Here is a 21132-nt window from a genome sequence, read left to right on the forward strand (position 1 = left end):
GCAAATATAGAGGAGGCATTTTAAAAAGCTTTAAAAGATAAGTTAATTCAAAATCGCATCTACAGAGACTGGTTCTCCATACAAATCAAAATCGCCGGCATCTGTAATTTTGATTTCAGCAAATTCTCCAGTTTTTAAATAATGAGTTTGAGCATCGATTAAAACTTCATTATCCACATCTGGGGAGTCAAATTCAGTTCTTCCAACAAAGTATCCACCTTCTTTTCTATCGATCACACATCTGAAGGTTTCTCCGATTTTTTGCTGATTCAGTTCCCATGAAATCTGAGATTGAATTTCCATAATTTCATTGGCACGCTTAATTTTGACATCTTCAGGTACGTCATCTTCAAGGTTATAAGCATGCGTATTTTCTTCGTGAGAATAGGTAAAACAACCCAGTCTCTCAAATCTCATTTCAGCTACCCAGTCTTTCAATTCCTGAAAATCTTCTTCAGTTTCCCCAGGATATCCAACAATCAATGTAGTTCTGATAGCCATGTTAGGCACTTCCCTTCTGAATTTGTAAAGTAGATCAGTAGTTTTTTTATGGGTGGTTCCTCTTCGCATGGATTTCAACAAATGGTCTGAAATATGCTGAAGCGGTATGTCTATATAATTACAAACTTTGGGTTCTTCTCTTATGACGTCGAGGACGTCGGTTGGAAAACCTGTTGGAAATGCATAATGCAAACGGATCCATTCAATGCCTTCTACCTTTACAAGTTCTTTGAGTAATTCTGCCAGGTTTCTTTTCTTGTATAAATCTAAACCGTAATACGTCAAATCCTGGGCGATCAAAATCAATTCTTTGACACCTTGCTTTGCTAGATTTTTAGCTTCAGTCACCAAATCTTCGATAGAGGTAGATTTATGTCCACCTCGCATTAACGGGATGGCACAAAACGAACAAGGTCTATCACAGCCTTCAGCAATTTTCAAAAAGGCGTAATTCTTTGGGGTCGTCGTCAAACGTTCACCTATCAATTCATGCTTGTAGTCAGCGCCGAGTGCTTTTAGTAGAGCTGGAAGTTCAGTAGTACCAAAATATTGATCAACGTTTGGAATTTCCTTTTGTAAATCTGGTTTGTAGCGTTCCGATAAACATCCTGTCACAAAAACCTTCTCAACTTCGCCATTTTCTTTCTTTTGAACGTAATCTAAAATCGTGTTGACAGATTCTTCCTTGGCATTATCAATAAAACCACAGGTATTAATCACCACAACATCTCCTTCAGTTTCGTGTGCAACCTCTTTACCGCTAGCTTTAAGCTGACCCATTAAAACTTCAGAATCGTAAATATTTTTACTGCAACCTAAGGTAACAACGTTGATTTTATTTTTTTTGATTGACTTTGTTCTCATGTATTTTAAAATTGAATTGCAAAGATACGATCTCTGAAACTGACTGAAGATGAAGTTGCCTTAAAGCTTAACTAAAAGACTAGATATAAATAATTAAAGATTAGGCTATTGTGTTATGAACCCAAAGTATTAAATCCTGTTCGTAGTACCGCATAGCGGATATGACGATAATACTTCCAATAGCGTAGAGCCAGTTTGTAGAGTTAGTTTTAAGAAAATAAAATCCCAGAAGTCCCAAAAGCACAATTGGTGATGCTACCAGCAAGTTTGAAGCAATCCAACCTCCCTGAAAGATTGCTGAAAGTTTTAGAACTAAAAAAAATGCAGAATAAATCACAATGATTTTGGTGATGATGAGTTTATTCTTTGCTGCTGAAAACGGCTTTGGTCTTTGCTCAGTCATGTATTATTTATTTGAAAAAAATGAATCGACAAATTCATACTTATTAAAAATCTGAAGATCATCTACCCCTTCCCCTACTCCAATATATTTTACAGGAATTTTGAACTGATCACTTATTCCTATTACAACTCCACCTTTTGCAGTCCCGTCTAGTTTTGTGATGGCAAGTGCTGTAACTTCGGTAGCCGCTGTAAATTGCTTGGCTTGTTCAAAAGCATTTTGACCTGTAGACCCGTCTAAAACTAAAAGCACCTCATCCGGGACATTAGGAGTAACCTTTTGCATTACTCGTTTTATTTTGGTCAATTCGTTCATTAAGTTAACTTTATTATGCAGTCGCCCTGCAGTATCCAAAATAACAACATCTGCATCTTGTTTTACAGCGCTTTGTACGGTATCGAAAGCAACTGAAGCAGGATCACTTCCCATTTTCTGCTTTACAATCGGAACACCAACGCGGTCTGCCCAAATCTGTAATTGATCGACAGCAGCAGCTCTAAAGGTGTCACCAGCTCCAAGAACCACTTTTTTGCCTTTCAGTTTGTATTGTTTTGCAAGTTTGCCAATGGTCGTCGTTTTTCCAACACCATTCACACCAACAACCATGATCACATAAGGTTTTTTACCTTCTGGCAGTTCTAAACTTTCAAGTTCTCCGTTTTCGGATTCACTCAATAAGCCTGCAATTTCTTCTCTCAATATGAGATTGAGTTCGTCTGTACCGAGGTATTTATCCTTTGCTACCCTAGCTTCTATTCTGTCAATTATTTTGATGGTCGTAGTTACACCAACATCGCTGGAAACAAGAATTTCTTCAAGATCATCTAAAACACTTTCGTCTACTTTTGATTTACCGGCAACCGCTTTACTCAGTTTACCAAAAAAGTCAGATTTAGATTTTTCCAAACCTTCATCTAACTTTTCCTTTTTCTCTTTTGAGAATATTTTTTTGAAAAAACTCATTATTTATGTTATCAAGATTAGGACTTAATTCATAACAAATATAGACAAAACAAAAAAGCCCTCGCATGATTAGCGACGGCTTCATATATAATAAAGTCCTAAATTTAGTTGCTCTTTAGGAAATCATTGACTTCCTCTGGATTCATTATTTTTTCTACAAATACATAAGCTCCAGATTTTGGTGATTTCACCATCTTGATAGCTTTTGTAAGTCTTTTTGTTCCCGTTTGTACTGTACCAACCGATTTCTTTGCCATAACTTATTTAATTTCTTTGTGAACAGTCATTTTCTTCATGATAGGGTTGAACTTTTTAAGCTCAAGTCTATCTGGAGTATTTCTTTTGTTCTTTGTTGTAATATATCTTGAAGTTCCAGGAAGTCCAGAATCTTTGTGCTCTGTACATTCCATTATAACCTGAACTCTATTGCCTTTCTTTGCCATAATCTTAATGCTTTATAATCTCTTATTTAGTCAAGAATCCTTTAGCACGAGCTTCTTTCAAAACAGCGTGAATTCCTTTTTTATTGATGGTTTTTAAGATTGAAGTTGATACTTTAAGGGATATCCATTTATCTTCTTCAGGGATGTAAAATCTCTTCTTAACCAAGTTGACGCTAAATTTGCGTCTAGTTCTATTTAATGCGTGGGAAACGTTATTTCCTGACAATGCTCTTTTTCCAGTAAGCTCACAAACTCTTGACATTATATATACTTTTAGATGTTATTAAAAACAGGTTGCAAATTAACGACTTTTTTCTGAATTAGAAAAAATAAATTTTACTGATTTTCAATTTTTCGAAATGACTTCATAAATCAACTCTAAGGCTTTGTTTACGGCTTTCTGTGTCACACGCTCGCGATGTTTACCAAATTGAAATTCATGAACTTGTGTCTCTTCCGGCGTGGAAATAGCTATAAAAATGGTTCCGATTTCTGCATTGCTATCACCTTTAGTGGGACCGGCATTGCCAGTTGTCGCTATAGCAAAATCCGAATTGAACATCGCTTTGGCTTTAATGGCCATTGCTTCTGTAATTTCAGAACTTACGACAGAGTATTTTTCAATCAGTTCTTTAGAAATCTTTAAAACACCACTTTTTGCCGAGGTGGCGTAGGTCACAACAGAGCCTTTAAAATAAGAAGATGCCCCTGGAATTTCAGTAAATTTTGCTGCCAATCTTCCTCCAGTACAACTTTCAGCAGTAACTAAGGTTTTGCCTTTAGTCGTAAAAGCTTCAGCGATGCGTTCTTCCAAAGTTTGCTCATCCTCATAACCTTTTATGATGTCTCCGATGATTCGATTCAAGCTTTCTACTGCAGAGCTCAAACCGTCTTTCAGGACTTGTTCATCTTCTCCTCGAGCACTCAACCTCAACCGAACTCTCCCTAGACTTGGCAGATAAGCCAGCTTGATATAAGGAGGTAATTCATTTTCCCAATCTTCAATTCGCTCGGCAATGGCACTTTCACCCAAACCATAAGTCAAAACTGTTTTATGAATGATATAAGGCGTTTTAAATCGATCTTGTAATCTCGGCATCGCCTGTTCTGTCAAAATGGATTTCATTTCATAAGGAACACCAGGCATAGAAATATAGACCACTCCATTTTTTTCGAACCACATTCCTGGCGCGGTGCCGTACTCATTATGAAGTGTAATCGCCTGAGAAGGAATCCAGGCTTGAGAGCGGTTCGCTTCAAGAATTGGAGTATTGACGTATTTTTTGAAAATATCTTCTACATGATCCAACACCTTTTGGTCCAACACCAACTCATCATTAAAGTACTCACAAAAAGTATGTTTGGTAATATCATCTTTAGTCGGGCCAAGGCCTCCAGTGATGATGATAATATTAGACCGCTTTGAAGCTTCTTCAAACGCATTTAAGATATGAGTCTTTTCATCTTCAATGGAAGTGATTTGATAAACGTCTACACCAATTTTATTGAGTTGTTTGGCGATGTAGGCTGAATTGGTGTCTATAATCTGGCCAATAAGAATCTCATCACCAATCGTAATTATTTCTGCTTGCATAATTTATTTAACTTGAATTGAAAAACACGAAGACTCTTCAATAAAGCCTTCTAATACATCACCTTCTTCAACTCTTCCTACTCCTGAAGGTGTACCAGTGAAAATAATATCTCCAATTTTGAGCGTGAAATATTGAGACACATAAGCGATAAGCTCGTCGATTTTCCAGAGCATTTCTGAGGTAGATCCAGCTTGAACTATTTCTTTATTTTTTTCTAATCTGAATGAAATGTCATTGAAATTTTCAAGCTCTGACTTAAGAAACCAGCGTTCTCCAATCACAGCTGCACCATCAAAGCCTTTAGCTTTTTCCCAGGGCAAACCTTTATCTTTCAATTGATTTTGAATATCTCTGGCGGTAAAGTCAATCCCTAAACCGATTTCGTCATAATACTTATGAGCAAATTTAGACTGAATGTGCTTTCCAACCTTTTTGATTTTGACCAATACTTCAACCTCATGGTGCACATCATCAGAAAAAGAAGGAATAATGAACGGATTGTTTCTTAGTAAGACCGAAGAATCCGGTTTCATAAACACAACAGGATGATCTGGCTTTTCGCTATCTAATTCAGAAATATGTTTAGCGTAGTTTCTACCTATACAAATCAGTTTCATAACGGTATAATTTATTTAGTCGCTAATTTCCTCAGCTTAATCGCTGTCAGGACTTTTTTGGTATAAAGTGGAAAGTCTGAATTTTGGATCCAACCAAAATAGCCGGGTTCTTTCTCTAAGACGTCTTCTACCTTTTTACCTCTATGCTTTCCAAAACCGAAGACTTCTTCATCTTTTTTATTCAAAACAATAAAGCCTGCCAAATCAGCAAACTTCTTGTGAGCGCTGTAGGTCGATAACCATTTGGTATCATTTTCTAAATCTGGATAACGATCGAGCTGAGATTTCAAAACTTCGTAAGTCGCATTTGTATCTGCTTCAGCACTATGGGCATCAGTCAGGTCTTTATCACAATAGAACTTATAAGCTGCCTCCAAAGTTCTTTTCTCTTTCTTATGAAAAATGGTTTGTACGTCAACTGCATTAACCTTCTTTAAATCAAAATCAATTCCTACTCTCAACATTTCTTCGGCAAGCAATGGAATATCAAACCGATTACTATTATAACCTGCCAAATCACAACCTTTAATCATCTGATTGATTTTTGGTGCCAACTCATCAAATTTTGGTTCATTGACTACATCTTCATCGCTAATGCCATGAATAGCAGTAGTTTCTTTTGGAATTGGTATTCCTGGATTCACCTTCCAGGTGTAACTCTCTTTATTATTGTTTTCAAAAACTTTGAGAATTGAAATCTCAACAATTCTGTCTTTTGAAATATTTGTACCTGTCGTTTCAAGATCAAAAAAACAGATAGGACGCGTCAACTTTAATTCCATTATAGATATTTTATGCAAAGTTAGTATTTGAAGCCAAAGAAATCCTGAATTAACTAAAATTTGAAATAATTGCCTTAGGCTAGGCAAAAAAGTGTGTCTTGAAATTTCGAAAAAAAAGATTAAATTACGATCAAATCAATCCAACCATAGATGTCTTTAAAATTTGTATCCTATATAAGTTCCCAATCTCGCATAATGACAAAGCAAAGTATTGAGGATTTCTTATTTCAGGTCAGAGATAAAAATAAGCGCTTAGCAATAACTGGTATTCTTTTACTTATCCAAGGAAAATTCGTTCAATATATAGAAGGCCCAGCTGAAGAAATTGATAAAGTATATGAATCTATAAGTAAGGACAAAAGGCACACTGAAATGATTATGCTGGATTCCGGAAGCTTAACAGAGCGTCAATTTAAGGACTGGTCTATGGCTTATAAGGAAGTGGATGATAAACAGATCAAAGAAATTGTAGGAAAAGAAGATCTTCACCTGGAAGATGTTTTCCTGAATGGTAAAGACATTAAAAATCACCCTGTATTGACAGTATTGTACGATTTTGTAAAAACACTTTCAAGCTAAAAAACCTCCGGAAAATTGCTTTCCGAAGGTTTTTTATATCTATACCCTGAGGTTTATTAGATTAAATAGGGTCTCAACTGCTCTCGACGAGACACTTTTATTTTGAACTACTCTTTTCTTAGTATAACCGCTTCAGCTTTTTCTGAAATGGCTTTAGCATTTAAGCCATATTTATCAAGAAGCATAATTGGCTCTCCGCTTTCACCAAATGTGTCTTCTGTAGCTACAAATTCCTGAGGTGCAGGATGATGAAGTGCCAAAGTTCTGGCTACACTTTCTCCAAGTCCTCCAAGCATATTATGCTCTTCTGCAGTCACAACACATTTTGTCTTTCTTACTGACTTAAGAATAGCAGTTTCATCAAGTGGTTTTATGGTGTGTATATTGACCACCTCGGCTGAAATTCCTTTTTCATCCAATTCCTTTGCCGCTTCTAAAGCTTCCCATACCAAATGTCCAGTTGCTATAATCGTTACATCGTTACCTTCAGTGAGTGTTACTGCTTTTCCGATTTTAAAGGTTTGGTCTTCTGGAGTGAAGTTAGCTACTTTTGGTCTTCCGAATCTTAAGTAAACGGGACCGTCGTGCTCGGCAATCGCGATGGTCGCTGCTTTGGTTTGATTGTAATCACAGGTATTGATAACAGTCATCCCTGGAAGCATTTTCATCAAGCCTAAATCTTCTAAAATCTGGTGAGTTGCACCATCTTCCCCTAATGTTAAACCAGCGTGAGAAGCACAAATTTTAACGTTTTTCCCTGAGTAGGCTACAGATTGTCTAATCTGATCATAAACCCTACCCGTAGAAAAATTGGCAAAAGTACCCGTAAAAGGTATTTTCCCACCAATGGTCATTCCTGCGGCAATACCAATCATATTCGCTTCAGCAATCCCTATTTGAAAAAATCGGTCTGGGTGATTGTTTTTGAATTCGTCCATTTTGAGAGATCCTGTCAGATCTGCACAAAGCGCAACTACATCTGGATTGGATTTGCCAAGTTCTGCCAAGCCTGCTCCAAATCCAGAACGTGTATCTATATTTCCTGTGTTTTTGTATATTTTCATTATTGTGTGGTCTTTCTAGTTTTTTTATTTAATGAGAAAAGCTTTTTAGTAATCTCCAAGAGTTTCAGGGTTTTGAGCTAAAGCTGTTTCAAGTTGCTCATCATTCGGAGCTTTACCATGCCAAGCATGAGTTCCCATCATAAAGTCAACACCATTCCCCATTTCAGTTTCCATCAAGATCACAACAGGTTGTTTCTTCCCGGTCAGGGATTTAGCTGCTGCAAGTGTATTCTTAATAGCTTCAATGTCATTTCCTTCTTTTAGTTCTAAAACTTTCCAGTCGAAAGCTTCAAACTTTTTTTTAAGATCTCCAAGTGGCAAAACATCATCTGTCGCCCCATCGATTTGCTTTTTATTGTAGTCTATCGTAGCGATAAGATTATCAACTCCTTTGGAACCGGCATATAAAATCGCTTCCCAGTTTTGACCTTCTTGTAACTCACCATCACCGTGGAGGCTATAAATAAGATGTGAATCCTTGTTCATTTTTTTGGTAAGGGCAGCTCCAATTGCGACTGACATTCCTTGACCTAAAGAACCTGAAGCAATTCTTACTCCAGGAAGACCTTCATGAGTTGTGGGGTGACCTTGAAGTCTTGAGTCGATTTTTCTAAAAGTTTTAAGTTCTTCAACCGGAAAAAATCCTGACCTTGATAAAACACTGTAGAATACTGGTGAGATATGACCATTGGATAGAAAAAACAAGTCTTCATTTTTTCCATCCATATCGAAGTCGCTGGAATACTCCATAACTTCTTGATAAAGTATTGAAAAGAATTCTGCACATCCTAATGAACCTCCAGGGTGGCCAGAATTGACTTGATGAACCTGACGAAGAATGTCTCTTCTGACTTGTGTAACAAAATCTTGCAAATGTTGTGTTGTTGACATGAGATATTTAAGAATTTTAAGTTGCTCAAAAGTAAGGATTTATTATAAAATACCAGTCTGTAGATTTATCAATCCGAATATACCTCAGCTGAATTAAAAGTTTGATAGAGTTGAGTATATTTGCTGGCTATTAGAATACATATGAAATTTGAATTACTAAGTAAAGACCCTAATTCTAAAGCAAGAGCAGGAAAAATTACAACAGACCATGGCGTTATAGAGACGCCTATTTTTATGCCTGTTGGTACCATTGCTACTGTAAAAGGTGTTCACCAAAGAGAACTTAAAGAGGAGATAAATCCAGACATTATTTTAGGAAACACCTATCACCTTTATTTACGTCCAGGAACTGGCATCTTAAGAAAGGCTGGTGGACTTCATAAATTTATGAATTGGGATAGAAATATCTTAACCGATAGCGGTGGTTATCAGGTTTATTCACTTTCGGCCAATAGAAAAATTAATGAACAAGGCGTAAAATTTAAATCCCATATAGACGGCTCTACTCATCTTTTCACTCCAGAAAGTGCTGTTGATATTCAGCGAGAAATTGGAGCCGATATTATTATGGCTTTTGACGAATGCACGCCTTATCCTTGCGAGTACAGTTACGCGAAGCGTTCCATGCACATGACGCATCGCTGGCTCGACCGTTGCATGACTCACATGAAAAAAACGTCACCACTCTATGGTCATGATCAGACTTTATTTCCAATTGTACAGGGAAGTACTTATAAAGACTTAAGGAAACAATCTGCAGAATACATCGCCAATGTTGGTGCGGAAGGAAATGCGATTGGTGGTTTGTCTGTTGGAGAGCCTGATGATGAAATGTATGCCATGACAGAAGTCGTTACCGATATTTTACCAGAGGATAAACCGAGATATCTTATGGGAGTGGGAACACCATCTAATTTATTGGAAAATATTGCTTTAGGTGTTGACATGTTTGATTGTGTAATGCCGACAAGAAATGCCAGAAATGGTATGTTATTTACTTCTGAAGGTACCATCAACATCAAAAATAAAAAATGGGAGGACGATTTTTCCACTCTTGACCCGGCAGGCTACACCTGGGTAGATACCGAATACACTAAAGCTTATGTAAAACATTTATTTTCCGTAAAAGAACTGTTGGGAAAACAAATTGCTACCATTCACAACTTAGGGTTTTACCTTTGGTTAGTAAGAGAAGCAAGAAGACAAATACAAGCTGGAACATTTAGAGCCTGGAAGGACGTTATGGTTAAAAAACTATCGGTAAGACTATAATTTTAGATTTTGAAAATAATTGACTGGTACATATTAAAGAGATACTTAGCCACTTTTGTTGCGCTGTTACTCATGTTTATTCCTATAGGAATCATCGTCAATTTATCAGAAAAGATTGATGAAATTACTGAAAATGAAGTGCCCTTGGAGGAGGTCTTGGTCTTTTATGGAAATTTCACTATCTACTTTGCCAACTTGCTTTTCCCTATTTTTCTGTTTCTTTCCATCATCTGGTTCACCTCCAAATTGGCCAATAATACTGAAATTATAGCCATATTAAGTTCAGGAATTTCCTTTTGGCGGTTTTTGAGACCTTATATTATAGGAGCAACATTGGTCTGCGGAGTTGCTCTGATATTTACGATGTACCTGGTGCCGAATGCCAGTCAGGGTTTTAATGAATTTAAATATCAATACTTCAAAAGAGGGAAACAATCACAGCAAACTCAAAATGTTTACAGACAAGTGAACGATGAAGAGTTTATTTTTGCAACAAATTTTCAGCCTAGCACCAGAACAGCTAGAAATTTCACTTTAGAACATTTTGAAAATAACGAAATGAAATTCAAAATTTCAGCCTCCAGATTAAAGTTCAATCCTGAAGATTCAACATATACGCTTAGCAATTTTGAAAAGCGGATCATACAAGATAGAGAAGATATCATTTTGAGAAAATCTTCTATTGATACGGTTCTCCCTTTTGAATTTGACGAGCTTACTCCTGTGGAATATATCGCAGAAACTTTAGATTATGGAGAACTAAAAGAATTTATAGAAATAGAAAAAAGAAGAGGTTCTGCAAATATAAGCAGCTATCAGATTGTAGCTTATAAACGCTGGAGTGTTCCTGTCTCTGCATTTATATTAACTATTATTGCTGTATCTGTATCAGCAATGAAAAGACGGGGTGGCATGGGCGCTAATCTTGCGATTGGAATCGTGATTGCTTTTGGCTACATATTTCTGGATAAGGTATTTGGTACCATTGCTGAAAAGTCAACATTTTCCCCACTCCTGGCGGTCTGGTTTTCAAATATTTTATTTGGAATTCTTGCCATTTACCTTCTTTTCAAATCAAAACGCTAATCAGTAAATTTGAGATAAACAGATATATCTTTCATATATTTGCCAATTAGATTTTAAAGAAATACACTGTATTCATGGAATATTTAGATTTTGAATTACCTATAAAAGCACTTCAGGAGCAATATGAAAAAGCTTGTGAAATCGGAGAAGATAGTGAAGTAGATGTCACAGAAACCTGCAAGCAAATAAAGTCCAAACTTGACAACAAGAAGAAGGAAATTTATTCCAATCTCAATGCATGGCAGAGAGTTCAACTTTCCAGACATCCTAGTCGACCATATACTTTAGACTACATCAATGCTATTTGCGGTAATACATTTATGGAATTGCACGGAGATAGAACTTTTGGCGACGATAAAGCGATGATTGGTGGCTTAGGAAAAATAAATGAGCAAAGTTTCATGTTCATAGGACAGCAGAAAGGTTACAACACAAAAACACGCCAGTATCGAAACTTTGGTATGGCCAATCCAGAAGGTTACAGAAAGGCTTTACGTTTGATGAAAAAAGCGGAGAAGTTTAACTTACCTATAGTAACTCTGGTGGATACTCCAGGAGCTTTTCCAGGTCTTGAGGCTGAAGAAAGAGGCCAAGGTGAGGCTATTGCAAGAAATATCATGGAAATGAGCCAGCTCAAGGTTCCAATTATTGTAATTATCATTGGCGAGGGAGCCAGCGGTGGTGCTTTAGGCATTGCGGTTGGTGACACAGTGATGATGCTTGAAAACACATGGTATTCTGTCATCTCTCCAGAATCCTGTTCTTCTATTTTATGGAGAAGCTGGGAACATAAACAAACAGCTGCGGAGGCTTTGAAATTGACAGCCACCGACATGAAAAAGCTAAAAATTATAGATAAAATTATCAGAGAACCTCTTGGTGGTGCACATAGCAACAGAGAGAAAACTTTTGAGATTGTAACGAAGTCTATATTGAGTGAATTTGATGAATTGAAAAAGTTTTCCCCAGAAGATTTGATTGAAAAAAGAATGCAAAAATTCATAGACATTGGAGTTTATTCTGAATAAACCCTACAAAACATAATCTCACATAAAAATCCAGATAATATTTATCTGGATTTTTTTAGTTATCCACAATAATTTGAGGTTATCCACACCGCATTGTGGAAAAGCCAGAGTGTTAAGCTGAACTATTTTCTCCAAACTTCATAACCTTTTATTTACATTCGTAACATGGAAAACGCAACTCAATCTTCATATCAAACCAAGCCGAAAGGCGATGTTATCAGTCTTCAAAAAGGAAAAATACCACCTCAAGCCATTGATCTTGAGGAGGTTATACTAGGAGCGATGATGATTGATAAAAAGGGGGTTGATGAAGTCATTGACATTCTTCACCCCGATGTATTCTACAAAGAAGCCCATAAAAATATTTATGAAGCCATTATCGTGCTTTTTGAGAAAGGAGATCCTATTGACTTATTAACCGTTTCCACAGAATTAAAGAAGTCCAAAAAGCTACAAGCCTCTGGAGGTGAATATTATCTGATTCAATTGACTCAAAAAGTCTCCTCTTCTGCCCATATTGAATACCATTCTCGTATTGTTCTTCAAAAATATATTCAGAGATGTTTGATAAAAATTTCCAACGAAATTATAGAAGAATCCTACGACGAAGGAACCGATGTTTTTGACTTACTTGATCATGCTGAATCTAAACTTTATGAAGTTACCCAAGGAAATATAAAACGCTCTTCTGAAACTGCCCAAAATTTGGTGATGCAAGCCAAAAAGCGAATTGAAGAAATTTCAAATAAAGAAGGATTGAGTGGAGTTCCTTCTGGTTTTACAGATTTAGATAAATTAACTTCTGGATGGCAACCAAGTGACCTGGTGATTATTGCAGCTCGTCCTGGTATGGGTAAAACTGCTCTTACTCTTACGATGGCAAGAAATATTGCAGTAGGTCAAAATATACCTGTGGCGTTTTTCTCGCTTGAAATGTCCTCTGTACAACTGATCACCAGGCTTATTTCTTCTGAAACTGGATTAAGTTCGGAGAAACTGAGAACCGGTAACCTTGAGCCTCATGAATGGGAACAATTGAACGTTAAAGTAAAGTCTCTCGAACAAGCGCCTTTATTCATAGATGACACCCCTTCACTTTCTATTTTCGATTTGCGTGCAAAGGCCAGAAGGCTTTCATCACAACACGGCATCAAGCTTATCGTTGTGGATTACCTGCAATTGATGACCGGCGGCGGGTCTCAAAAAGGAGGAAACAGAGAACAAGAGATCTCCACGATATCCAGAAACCTGAAAGCATTAGCGAAGGAATTAAGCATTCCAGTTCTTGCACTATCACAACTTTCCAGAGCTGTAGAAACCAGAGGCGGTACCAAGAGACCTTTATTAAGTGACCTTAGAGAGTCTGGGGCCATTGAGCAAGATGCGGATATTGTATCTTTTATTTACAGACCAGAATACTACGATATTGATGAGTGGGACGATGATACACAATCCCCTACACAAGGTCAGGCTGAATTTATTATTGCTAAGCACAGAAATGGTGGCTTGGACAACATACGATTGAAATTTATTGGTCACCTTGGTAAGTTCGAAAATATGGATAATTTCGATTCCCCTTTTGAAATCAATTCGAGCATGAATTCTGGCAAAGCAGACTCCCCGTCATTCCCTAATGCTGAAGATGTGTTCGGCTCCACACCTCCTAACCAAAATTTCGGTAATGAAAGCGACGATGAAGTACCCTTTTAGAAAGAAAAAATGAGAGTTTTAATTTTCATAGTGATGTTATTGATGGGTTGGAACGGACATTCCAACTTTATTTTGATCCCTATGGATTTTGAAACGCAAGACAATCATCTTAAAGCCTATGGAATTTCCTACTGGCTTTTAGAGAAAAATCAAAAAGTACAATGGCTTCTTAACTATAGAGGCGGTTCTTTTCTCTCTCCTTATTCTGAAGAACTCAAAAGAGAATGCACCATAAGAGGTGTCTCTTTTGAAGTGATTTCAGATTCAAAATCAGAAAAAATTTTAAAAACGATAAGCAGCCCGTCTCAAAATATGGAAGCGGTGCTACTTGAAAAGGCACCAAAAATTGCCGTTTATTCTCCACAGGGAAATGCGCCCTGGGATGATGCGGTGACCATGGTTTTGGAGTTTGCTGAAATTCCTTATAAAACGATTTATGATAAGGAAGTTTTAAATGATGAGTTGCTTCTGTACGATTGGCTTCATTTGCATCATGAAGATTTTACAGGCCAGTATGGCAAATTTTACAGAGCCTACAGATCTGCACCCTGGTATATCGAAGAGAAAGAAGAAGCAGAAGCACTGGCTCTGTCACTTGGATACGATAAGGTTTCTGAAGAGAAACTTGCTGTAGCTAAGAAAATAAATGAATATGTCATTGGCGGTGGGTTCATGTTTGCCATGTGTAGCGCCACAGATTCATTTGATATTGCTCTATCAGCAGACGGAGTCGATATTTGCGAGCCTATGTTTGATGGAGATGCTTCTGAATCAGGATATCAAAACAAAATAGATTACTCTAAAACTTTTGCATTTACCGATTATGTTCTGGAAAGGAACCCAATGGTGTATGAATATTCTTCTATTGACATGACAGAGAAAAGGAATATTCCAAAATCTAAAGACTACTTTACTCTGATGGATTACTCTGCGAAGTGGGATCCTATTCCTACAATGTTGTGCCAGAATCACACCGCGGTTGTAAAAGGTTTTATGGGACAAACTACGGCTTTTAATCCCACTCAGATTAAATCTAATGTGCTAATCATGGGAAAAAATAAGCTTAACGACGAAGCTCGATATATCCACGGTATAAAAGGGAAAGGTTTTTTTACGTTCTATGGAGGACACGATCCTGAAGACTATCAACATCGGGTTGGTGATCCTAAAACAGAGCTGGAATTGCATCCAAAATCACCAGGCTACCGCCTTATTCTCAACAATATTTTGTTTCCTGCTGCAGAAAAGAAGAAGCAGAAAACTTAAATTTCTACTCAAATATTTTTTTCTTTCTGAGTTCAAAGTTTTGACCCAAGTAAACTTTTCTTACCATTTCATCACTTGCCAGATCTTCAGGATTTCCATGTTTCAAGATACCACCTTCGAACATTAGGTATGTTCTGTCTGTAATCGCTAGTGTTTCCTGTACGTTGTGGTCTGTGATCAGAATACCAATGTTTTTATCCTTAAGCTGAGCTACGATTTTTTGAATGTCTTCCACTGCCACGGGATCTACACCAGCAAATGGTTCATCCAGCAAGATAAATTTTGGATCTGTGGCGAGTGCTCGAGCAATCTCAGTTCGCCGTCTCTCACCACCAGAAAGTAAATCTCCCCGATTGGTTCTAATGTGATTTAAACCAAACTCACTGATCAAAGATTCCATCTTTTCCTCGCGTTGCTTTTTGTTCAGGTCAGTCAGCTCTAAAACGCTCATGATGTTGTCCTCTATACTCAGTTTTCTAAAAATAGAAGCCTCCTGAGCTAAATAACCGATACCATTTTGAGCCCGCTTGTACATAGGATATTTGGTAATATTCGTATCATCCAGATAAATATTTCCGCCGTTGGGCTTTATTAAGCCGACAATCATATAAAAAGAAGTGGTCTTCCCTGCTCCATTAGGACCTAGAAGACCAACAATTTCACCCTGAGTAACCTCAACGCTTATGCCCTTGACAACTCTTACACCTTTATAAGATTTAATAAGATTATCTGCTCTTAAAGTTGCTCGATTTGAACTCATAACTTGATTTTTCTGGAAGATTTCACACCAAAGATAATCATCTCAACAACACCTATAAGCATGATAGAATAAGCTAAAAGTTCTATACTTTCTTCGGAAGCATCCTTTACAGGTCTCATAAAGTCTCTCAATTCTACTATCTTCTCGCCGTTTTCTGAAATCACATATTTGTGGTGTGTATCTCTTAGTAAATCGATCCACATTAACTTACGCCCATAAAGTCTTGAAAAGACATGAAGTATAACAAGACCTGAAAAGAAAAAGGCAAACCCATAAGTTTTTGAAATAGAAACGATTTCTAGAATTAGTTTTTTCCAATTCTTTATAAGCATGATAATAACAGCTATAACAATCACAAGTGAAATCACTTGCCAGGCTTTGTCAAAAAGCTGAGTGTTCAGCCAGAAATCAAACTCTCTTACAAAATGAACTCCCAGAAATCCAGCAAGTGTTAAATTAAAAATTTTAAAGTTCTTAGCTTTTGAAGAAAATCCAATAAGTAGTAAGGAACTAATCAGTAATAGTACTTCTTGAGTAATTTCAATTAAAGAATCTTCCTTCACTTCACCTTCTGCGAAATCGAATTGTATAGCCAAAGACATCAAAAACATAAGACCTGCATATGCAAAAAGCCTAACAATAAGTGGATATAGGGGTTTCATAGGTTTAATTTATTCTGTTTTACCAAATTTATTTTCTAAAGCTTCCCAATATTCAAAAGCTCTTCTCAGATGAGGAATAACTATTGTACCCCCTACAAGTGTTCCAATACTCAAAGCTTCGACCACTTGTGCCCTTTTAAGTCCTTCTTTATAAGATGATTCTAAGTGATATTTTACACAGTCATCACATCTCAACACCAATGAAGATACTAAACCTAAGAGCTCTTTGGTTTTAACATCCAAAGCACCTTCAGTAAAAGAATTGGTGTCCAGATTAAAAATCCGCTTCAAGACCTTATTGTTTTCTTCTAAAATCTTACCGTTCATCCTAGCTCTATAGGCCTCGAATTCGTCAACTAAATCAATCATAATTATTTATTTGTTTTTTGCTTTTCTTGTTTACGTTGTTTTCTTAATACTAGTTTTGAAATTAAAATACTGATTTCATACAAAATCAAGACTGGAATCGCCACGATTACCTGACTGGCAATATCTGGCGGAGTAATCAATGCGGAAATGATCAATATAAAAACCAATGAATACTTCCTGTTTTTCTTCAAAAATTCTGGTGTGACCAAACCAACTTTAGTAAGGAAATAGATAATCACTGGTAACTCAAATATAAGTCCGCTTGCCAGCACAGAAGCCCTTACAAGTCCTATATAACTACTAAGGTCAAAGTCATTGAACACAACTTCACTCACAGTATAGCTACCCAGAAAATTTATGGATAACGGAGTGATGACATAATATCCAAATAATACACCCAGCATAAATAAAAATGAAGTCACGAAGATAAAACCTCTACCAGATTTTTTTTCTGAAGACTCCAGTCCTGGAGCAATAAAGGCCCAAAACTGATAGATGACATAAGGAAATGAGATGATAAAACCAGCTGTTATCGATGTCCAGATGTGTGCACTGAACTGCCCCGCCATAGTTCTACTTTGTATCCTAAAAGGGAGTTCGTCAAAACAGAAACTTTCCTGGAGATTGAGATATTCTGAAATAGTACAAAGTAAGCTATAGGTGTAAAAATCGGCGTTTTTTGGACCAAAGATGATCACGTCGAAAATGAAAGATTTCATTGCGAAAGCTATTGCACCAGCGATTAGTATTGCCAACACGGCCTTCAATAAATGCCATCTCAATTCTTCAAGATGATCCAAAAATGACATATCATTTGGATCCTTTCTCGTCTTCGCTTTTTTTGCCATATTAAATGATGCCTTCTTTTACAAGATTATGAAGATGGACAATTCCAGCATATTCTCCAGAATCTACAGCTATAAGTTGAGTGATATCATTATTTTCCAAAAGCTCCAAGGCATCTATTGCCATTGCTGAATTTTTAATGGTTTTAGGGTTTTTAGACATGATATCCTTAGCCTTAAGTTTGGTGAAATCTTCTGTGGAACTTAACATTCTTCTTAAATCACCATCAGTTATGATTCCAACAACTCTTCCGTTTTCCAAAACTGCAGTAACCCCCAGCATGTTTTTAGAAATTTCAACAATCACATCTTTTGTGGTCGTTTCTGGAGAAACCTGAGGTTTCATGTTTTGTGAAGTAATATCTCTCACTCTTAAGTAAAGGGTTTTCCCTAAGGACCCACCAGGATGAAATCTTGCAAAGTCATCACTGGAAAACCCTCTCAGCTTGAGCAAACATACAGCTAAAGCATCTCCGAGTACAAGTTGTGCAGTAGTACTAGTGGTTGGTGCAAGATTATTTGGACAAGCCTCTTTGTCTACATAAGAATTCAAAACGAAGTCTGCTTGTTTTCCTAAAAATGAATCCTTGTTTCCTGTAATCGCTATGAGTGTGTTTTTGAAATTTTTAATGAGTGGTGCCAATACTTTAATTTCAGGAGTGTTTCCACTTTTTGAAATACAAATTACTATGTCATCTCTCAGAATAGTACCAAGATCACCATGTATAGCATCCGCAGCATGCATAAAAACAGCTGGTGTACCTGTAGAATTGAGCGTAGCTACAATTTTGGTAGCTATAATTGCGCTTTTGCCGATACCCGTTATTACGACGCGGCCTTTAGAATTGTAAATAGCATTTACAGCATCAGAAAAAGAGTTATCAATTAAATTTTCAAGATTTTCAATAGCTTTGGACTCTATGTGAATAATTTCCTTGGCATAAGACTGTATTGCTACATCTTTCATAAAATACTATATTTAACAATTGCGCGCTCTTAAAGAATGCGTATATTTAATTTTACAAAGGTAAATAAAACATAATAGTAACTATTCAATTGGAACAAATCAATTTACATCAAGAATTAAAGAAATACTTCGGCTTTAGCGAGTTCAAAGGACTTCAAGAAAGCGTTATAAAGAGCATCATTGCCAATGAAGATACATTTGTGATAATGCCTACTGGAGGTGGTAAATCTCTGTGTTATCAACTACCAGCTTTAATAAAAGATGGAACTGCAATTGTGGTTTCTCCTCTTATTGCTCTCATGAAAAATCAAGTGGATGCCATAAGAAACATTTCAGAACACGAAGGTGTTGCTCATGTTTTAAATTCATCGCTAAACAAAACGCAGGTCAAACAAGTAAAAGAGGACATTTCCAACGGTATTACAAAGTTGCTTTATGTTGCACCGGAGTCTCTTACCAAAACAGAATACATAGACTTTCTGAAAGATGAAAATATTTCATTTTTAGCCATTGACGAAGCGCACTGCATTTCAGAATGGGGTCACGATTTCAGACCAGAATACAGAAATCTTAAAAATATAATTGAACGGATAGGTAGCGACATCCCCATTATTGGCCTGACTGCAACTGCTACCCCAAAAGTTCAGGAGGATATTCTTAAAAACTTAAGAATCCCAAATGCCAACACCTTCAAAGCTTCTTTTAACAGACCGAACCTCTATTACGAAATTCGGCCAAAAACAGATGAAGTAGATTCTGACATCATCAAATTTGTAAAAAAGAATTCTGGCAAAAGTGGTATTATCTATTGTTTGAGCAGAAAGCGAGTAGAGCAACTCTCTCAAACGCTTCAGGTTAATGGCATACAGGCCGTTCCTTATCATGCCGGATTGGATGCGAAAACAAGAAGTAAACATCAGGATATGTTCCTGATGGAAGATATTGATGTTGTAGTGGCGACCATAGCTTTCGGGATGGGTATCGACAAACCAGATGTACGATTTGTTATACACAACGATATTCCTAAAAGTATTGAAAGCTACTACCAGGAAACGGGAAGAGCCGGAAGAGACGGCGGAGAAGGTCACTGTATCGCTTACTACAATCATAAAGACATTGAGAAGCTAGAAAAATTCATGAGTGGTAAACCTATCGCTGAACAGGAAATTGGTCACGCCCTCCTTCAGGATGTTGTTGCTTTTGCTGAAAGCTCTATTTCTCGAAGAAAATACATTCTTCACTATTTTGGAGAAGAATTTGACAATGAAACGGGTGAAGGCGGTGATATGGACGATAATGTGCGGTATCCAAAAACCAAGAAAGAAGCCAAAGAAGATGTCGAGCTTATTTTAAAAACAGTAAAAGAAACTGGACAACTTTTCAAATCCAAGGAAATTGTTCACACCCTTACAGGTAAAACGAATGTGCTTATAAAATCTAATAAGGCAGATACTCTAGAAATTTTTGGAGCTGGAAAAGATAAACCAGCCAGTTATTGGACAGCCTTATTGAGGCAAGTAATCATATTTGGATTTCTTAAAAAAGAATTGGAGTCCTACGGCGTTGTAAAAATACGTCCTGAAGGAGAAGAGTTTTTAAAAAGTCCTACTTCTTTCATGATGACGGAAGACAATGACTTCAGCCAAGCTACTAGCACCACATCTTCACAACCTACTGGAGGAACCGATGAGAAGTTGCTCAAAATGCTGAAAGATTTACGTAAGAAGATTGCTAAACGAAAAGAAGTTCCACCTTTCGTCGTTTTTCAAGATCCTTCTCTTGAAGATATGGCTTTAAAATACCCCATAAATAAAGAAGAACTCGTCAATATTCATGGTGTTGGTGAAGGAAAGGCTAAAAAATTTGGAAGCGAGTTCATTAATCTTATTCAAAACTATGTAGAAGAGAATGACATTTTAAGACCAGATGACCTGGTAGTTAAAAGTACAGGTGCCAATAGCGCCAATAAGCTTTATATTATCCAGAATATTGATAGAAAACTCCCACTCACAGACATTGCTCAAGGTAAAGGGTTTGAGATGAAGGATTTTATCAAAGAAATGGAAGCTATTGTCTTCAGTGGCACCAAACTCAATATCGATTACTGGCTGGACGATCTGTTGGACGAAGACCAACAGGAAGAGATACATGACTATTTCTTGGAAGCAGATTCAGATAGTATCAATGAAGCCATCGATGAATTTGATGGTGATTATGATGAAGAAGAACTAAGGCTCTATAGAATCAAATTTATAAGCGAAGAAGCAAATTAGAAGTAATCCAATTTTAAAATATTACAAAAAACCCCAACTTGAATAAAGTTGGGGTTTTTTGTAATATTTTATGTCCCGTCCTAATATAGCGATACACTAAAATCAAGTGTATATGGAATCACCAACAAATAAAGGGTATGTAAAGCGAACCCAAAAAGATTATTCGCTTTCTTTTAAGCTTCAGGTAGTCGA

23 protein-coding genes are annotated in these 21132 nt (G+C 36.8%); 7 read left to right on the forward strand and 16 right to left on the reverse strand.

Features of this window, described 5'->3' with window-relative positions; all coding sequences use genetic code 11:
* Positions 1-42: 42 nt before the first annotated feature.
* The 9 genes from rimO to LB452_RS12035 form a co-directional block, all read right to left on the reverse strand.
* Positions 43-1365, reverse strand: a complete 1323-nt coding sequence (rimO, locus tag LB452_RS11995; RefSeq protein WP_224461979.1) for a 30S ribosomal protein S12 methylthiotransferase RimO — start codon at positions 1363-1365, stop codon at positions 43-45.
* Between the two features lie 100 nt (positions 1366-1465).
* Complete coding sequence (locus LB452_RS12000; protein WP_224461980.1) at positions 1466-1768, reverse strand: hypothetical protein; 303 nt, start codon at positions 1766-1768, stop codon at positions 1466-1468.
* A gap of 3 nt (positions 1769-1771) precedes the next feature.
* A complete protein-coding gene (ftsY, locus tag LB452_RS12005) occupies positions 1772-2731 on the reverse strand; it encodes a signal recognition particle-docking protein FtsY (RefSeq protein ID WP_224461981.1) in 960 nt (319 codons plus the stop codon).
* Between the two features lie 104 nt (positions 2732-2835).
* Entirely contained in the window at positions 2836-2988 is a 153-nt protein-coding gene (locus tag LB452_RS12010) for a DUF4295 domain-containing protein (protein WP_224454779.1), read from the reverse strand.
* 3 nt (positions 2989-2991) lie between these two features.
* Positions 2992-3174 (reverse strand): 50S ribosomal protein L33, encoded by a 183-nt coding sequence (rpmG, locus tag LB452_RS12015; RefSeq protein WP_164004590.1) that lies wholly within the window; start codon positions 3172-3174, stop codon positions 2992-2994.
* Positions 3175-3196: 22 nt separating this feature from the next.
* Complete coding sequence (gene rpmB, locus LB452_RS12020) at positions 3197-3436, reverse strand: 50S ribosomal protein L28 (protein ID WP_224454780.1); 240 nt, start codon at positions 3434-3436, stop codon at positions 3197-3199.
* 84 nt (positions 3437-3520) lie between these two features.
* The gene (locus LB452_RS12025) at positions 3521-4768 is read right to left on the reverse strand and encodes a competence/damage-inducible protein A (protein WP_224461982.1); all 1248 of its coding nucleotides are present in this window, start codon (positions 4766-4768) and stop codon (positions 3521-3523) included.
* 3 nt (positions 4769-4771) lie between these two features.
* Positions 4772-5386, reverse strand: a complete 615-nt coding sequence (locus tag LB452_RS12030) for a fumarylacetoacetate hydrolase family protein (protein WP_224461983.1) — start codon at positions 5384-5386, stop codon at positions 4772-4774.
* Between the two features lie 11 nt (positions 5387-5397).
* On the reverse strand, positions 5398-6168 hold the full coding sequence (locus LB452_RS12035) for a 3'-5' exonuclease (RefSeq protein WP_224461984.1): 771 nt from the start codon (positions 6166-6168) through the stop codon (positions 5398-5400).
* A 150-nt stretch (positions 6169-6318) separates the two neighbouring features.
* Between LB452_RS12035 and LB452_RS12040 the strand changes: the two genes are divergently transcribed.
* Positions 6319-6747, forward strand: coding sequence for a BLUF domain-containing protein (locus LB452_RS12040; protein ID WP_224461985.1), 429 nt, complete (start codon positions 6319-6321; stop codon positions 6745-6747).
* 107 nt (positions 6748-6854) lie between these two features.
* Here LB452_RS12040 and LB452_RS12045 read toward each other — a convergent pair whose 3' ends face one another.
* Both LB452_RS12045 and LB452_RS12050 read right to left on the reverse strand, forming a co-directional pair.
* A complete protein-coding gene (locus LB452_RS12045) occupies positions 6855-7811 on the reverse strand; it encodes a transketolase family protein (protein ID WP_224461986.1) in 957 nt (318 codons plus the stop codon).
* 45 nt (positions 7812-7856) lie between these two features.
* Positions 7857-8702 carry a transketolase gene (locus LB452_RS12050; RefSeq protein WP_224461987.1) on the reverse strand — a complete coding sequence of 282 codons (846 nt, stop codon included), beginning with the start codon at positions 8700-8702 and terminating at the stop codon, positions 7857-7859.
* A 141-nt stretch (positions 8703-8843) separates the two neighbouring features.
* Here LB452_RS12050 and tgt point away from each other — a divergent pair, with 141 nt between their 5' ends.
* The 5 genes from tgt (at position 8844) to LB452_RS12075 (ending at position 15064) form a co-directional block, all read left to right on the forward strand.
* On the forward strand, positions 8844-9974 hold the full coding sequence (tgt, locus tag LB452_RS12055) for a tRNA guanosine(34) transglycosylase Tgt (RefSeq protein WP_224461988.1): 1131 nt from the start codon (positions 8844-8846) through the stop codon (positions 9972-9974).
* A gap of 9 nt (positions 9975-9983) precedes the next feature.
* Positions 9984-11060: an LptF/LptG family permease gene (locus LB452_RS12060; protein WP_224461989.1), complete on the forward strand. Its 1077-nt coding sequence runs from the start codon at positions 9984-9986 to the stop codon at positions 11058-11060.
* Between the two features lie 74 nt (positions 11061-11134).
* Positions 11135-12088, forward strand: a complete 954-nt coding sequence (locus tag LB452_RS12065; protein ID WP_224461990.1) for an acetyl-CoA carboxylase carboxyltransferase subunit alpha — start codon at positions 11135-11137, stop codon at positions 12086-12088.
* Between the two features lie 165 nt (positions 12089-12253).
* Positions 12254-13798, forward strand: coding sequence for a replicative DNA helicase (gene dnaB / locus LB452_RS12070; RefSeq protein ID WP_224461991.1), 1545 nt, complete (start codon positions 12254-12256; stop codon positions 13796-13798).
* 81 nt (positions 13799-13879) lie between these two features.
* Entirely contained in the window at positions 13880-15064 is a 1185-nt protein-coding gene (locus LB452_RS12075) for an asparagine synthetase B (RefSeq protein ID WP_407692607.1), read from the forward strand.
* A gap of 4 nt (positions 15065-15068) precedes the next feature.
* Here the strand turns inward: LB452_RS12075 and lptB are convergent, their stop codons facing one another.
* The 5 genes from lptB to LB452_RS12100 are packed head-to-tail and all read right to left on the reverse strand — an operon-like array spanning position 15069 to position 18667.
* Positions 15069-15824 (reverse strand): LPS export ABC transporter ATP-binding protein, encoded by a 756-nt coding sequence (gene lptB, locus LB452_RS12080; RefSeq protein WP_224461993.1) that lies wholly within the window; start codon positions 15822-15824, stop codon positions 15069-15071.
* Positions 15821-16486 carry a hypothetical protein gene (locus LB452_RS12085; protein WP_224461994.1) on the reverse strand — a complete coding sequence of 222 codons (666 nt, stop codon included), beginning with the start codon at positions 16484-16486 and terminating at the stop codon, positions 15821-15823. Before LB452_RS12085 ends, lptB begins: the two co-directional genes overlap by 4 nt.
* 9 nt (positions 16487-16495) lie before the next feature.
* Entirely contained in the window at positions 16496-16855 is a 360-nt protein-coding gene (locus tag LB452_RS12090; protein WP_224461995.1) for a carboxymuconolactone decarboxylase family protein, read from the reverse strand.
* Positions 16856-16857: 2 nt separating this feature from the next.
* On the reverse strand, positions 16858-17703 hold the full coding sequence (gene tatC / locus LB452_RS12095) for a twin-arginine translocase subunit TatC (RefSeq protein WP_224461996.1): 846 nt from the start codon (positions 17701-17703) through the stop codon (positions 16858-16860).
* 1 nt (position 17704) lies between these two features.
* Positions 17705-18667: a KpsF/GutQ family sugar-phosphate isomerase gene (locus tag LB452_RS12100; protein WP_224461997.1), complete on the reverse strand. Its 963-nt coding sequence runs from the start codon at positions 18665-18667 to the stop codon at positions 17705-17707.
* An 89-nt stretch (positions 18668-18756) separates the two neighbouring features.
* On the opposite strand from LB452_RS12100, the gene recQ reads away from it, so the two are divergent.
* Entirely contained in the window at positions 18757-20940 is a 2184-nt protein-coding gene (recQ, locus tag LB452_RS12105; RefSeq protein WP_262903013.1) for a DNA helicase RecQ, read from the forward strand.
* Positions 20941-21132: the final 192 nt, after the last annotated feature.

Origin of the sequence: Psychroflexus longus, assembly GCF_020164595.1 — a bacterium.
Taxonomy (GTDB): Bacteria; Bacteroidota; Bacteroidia; order Flavobacteriales; family Flavobacteriaceae; genus Psychroflexus; species Psychroflexus longus.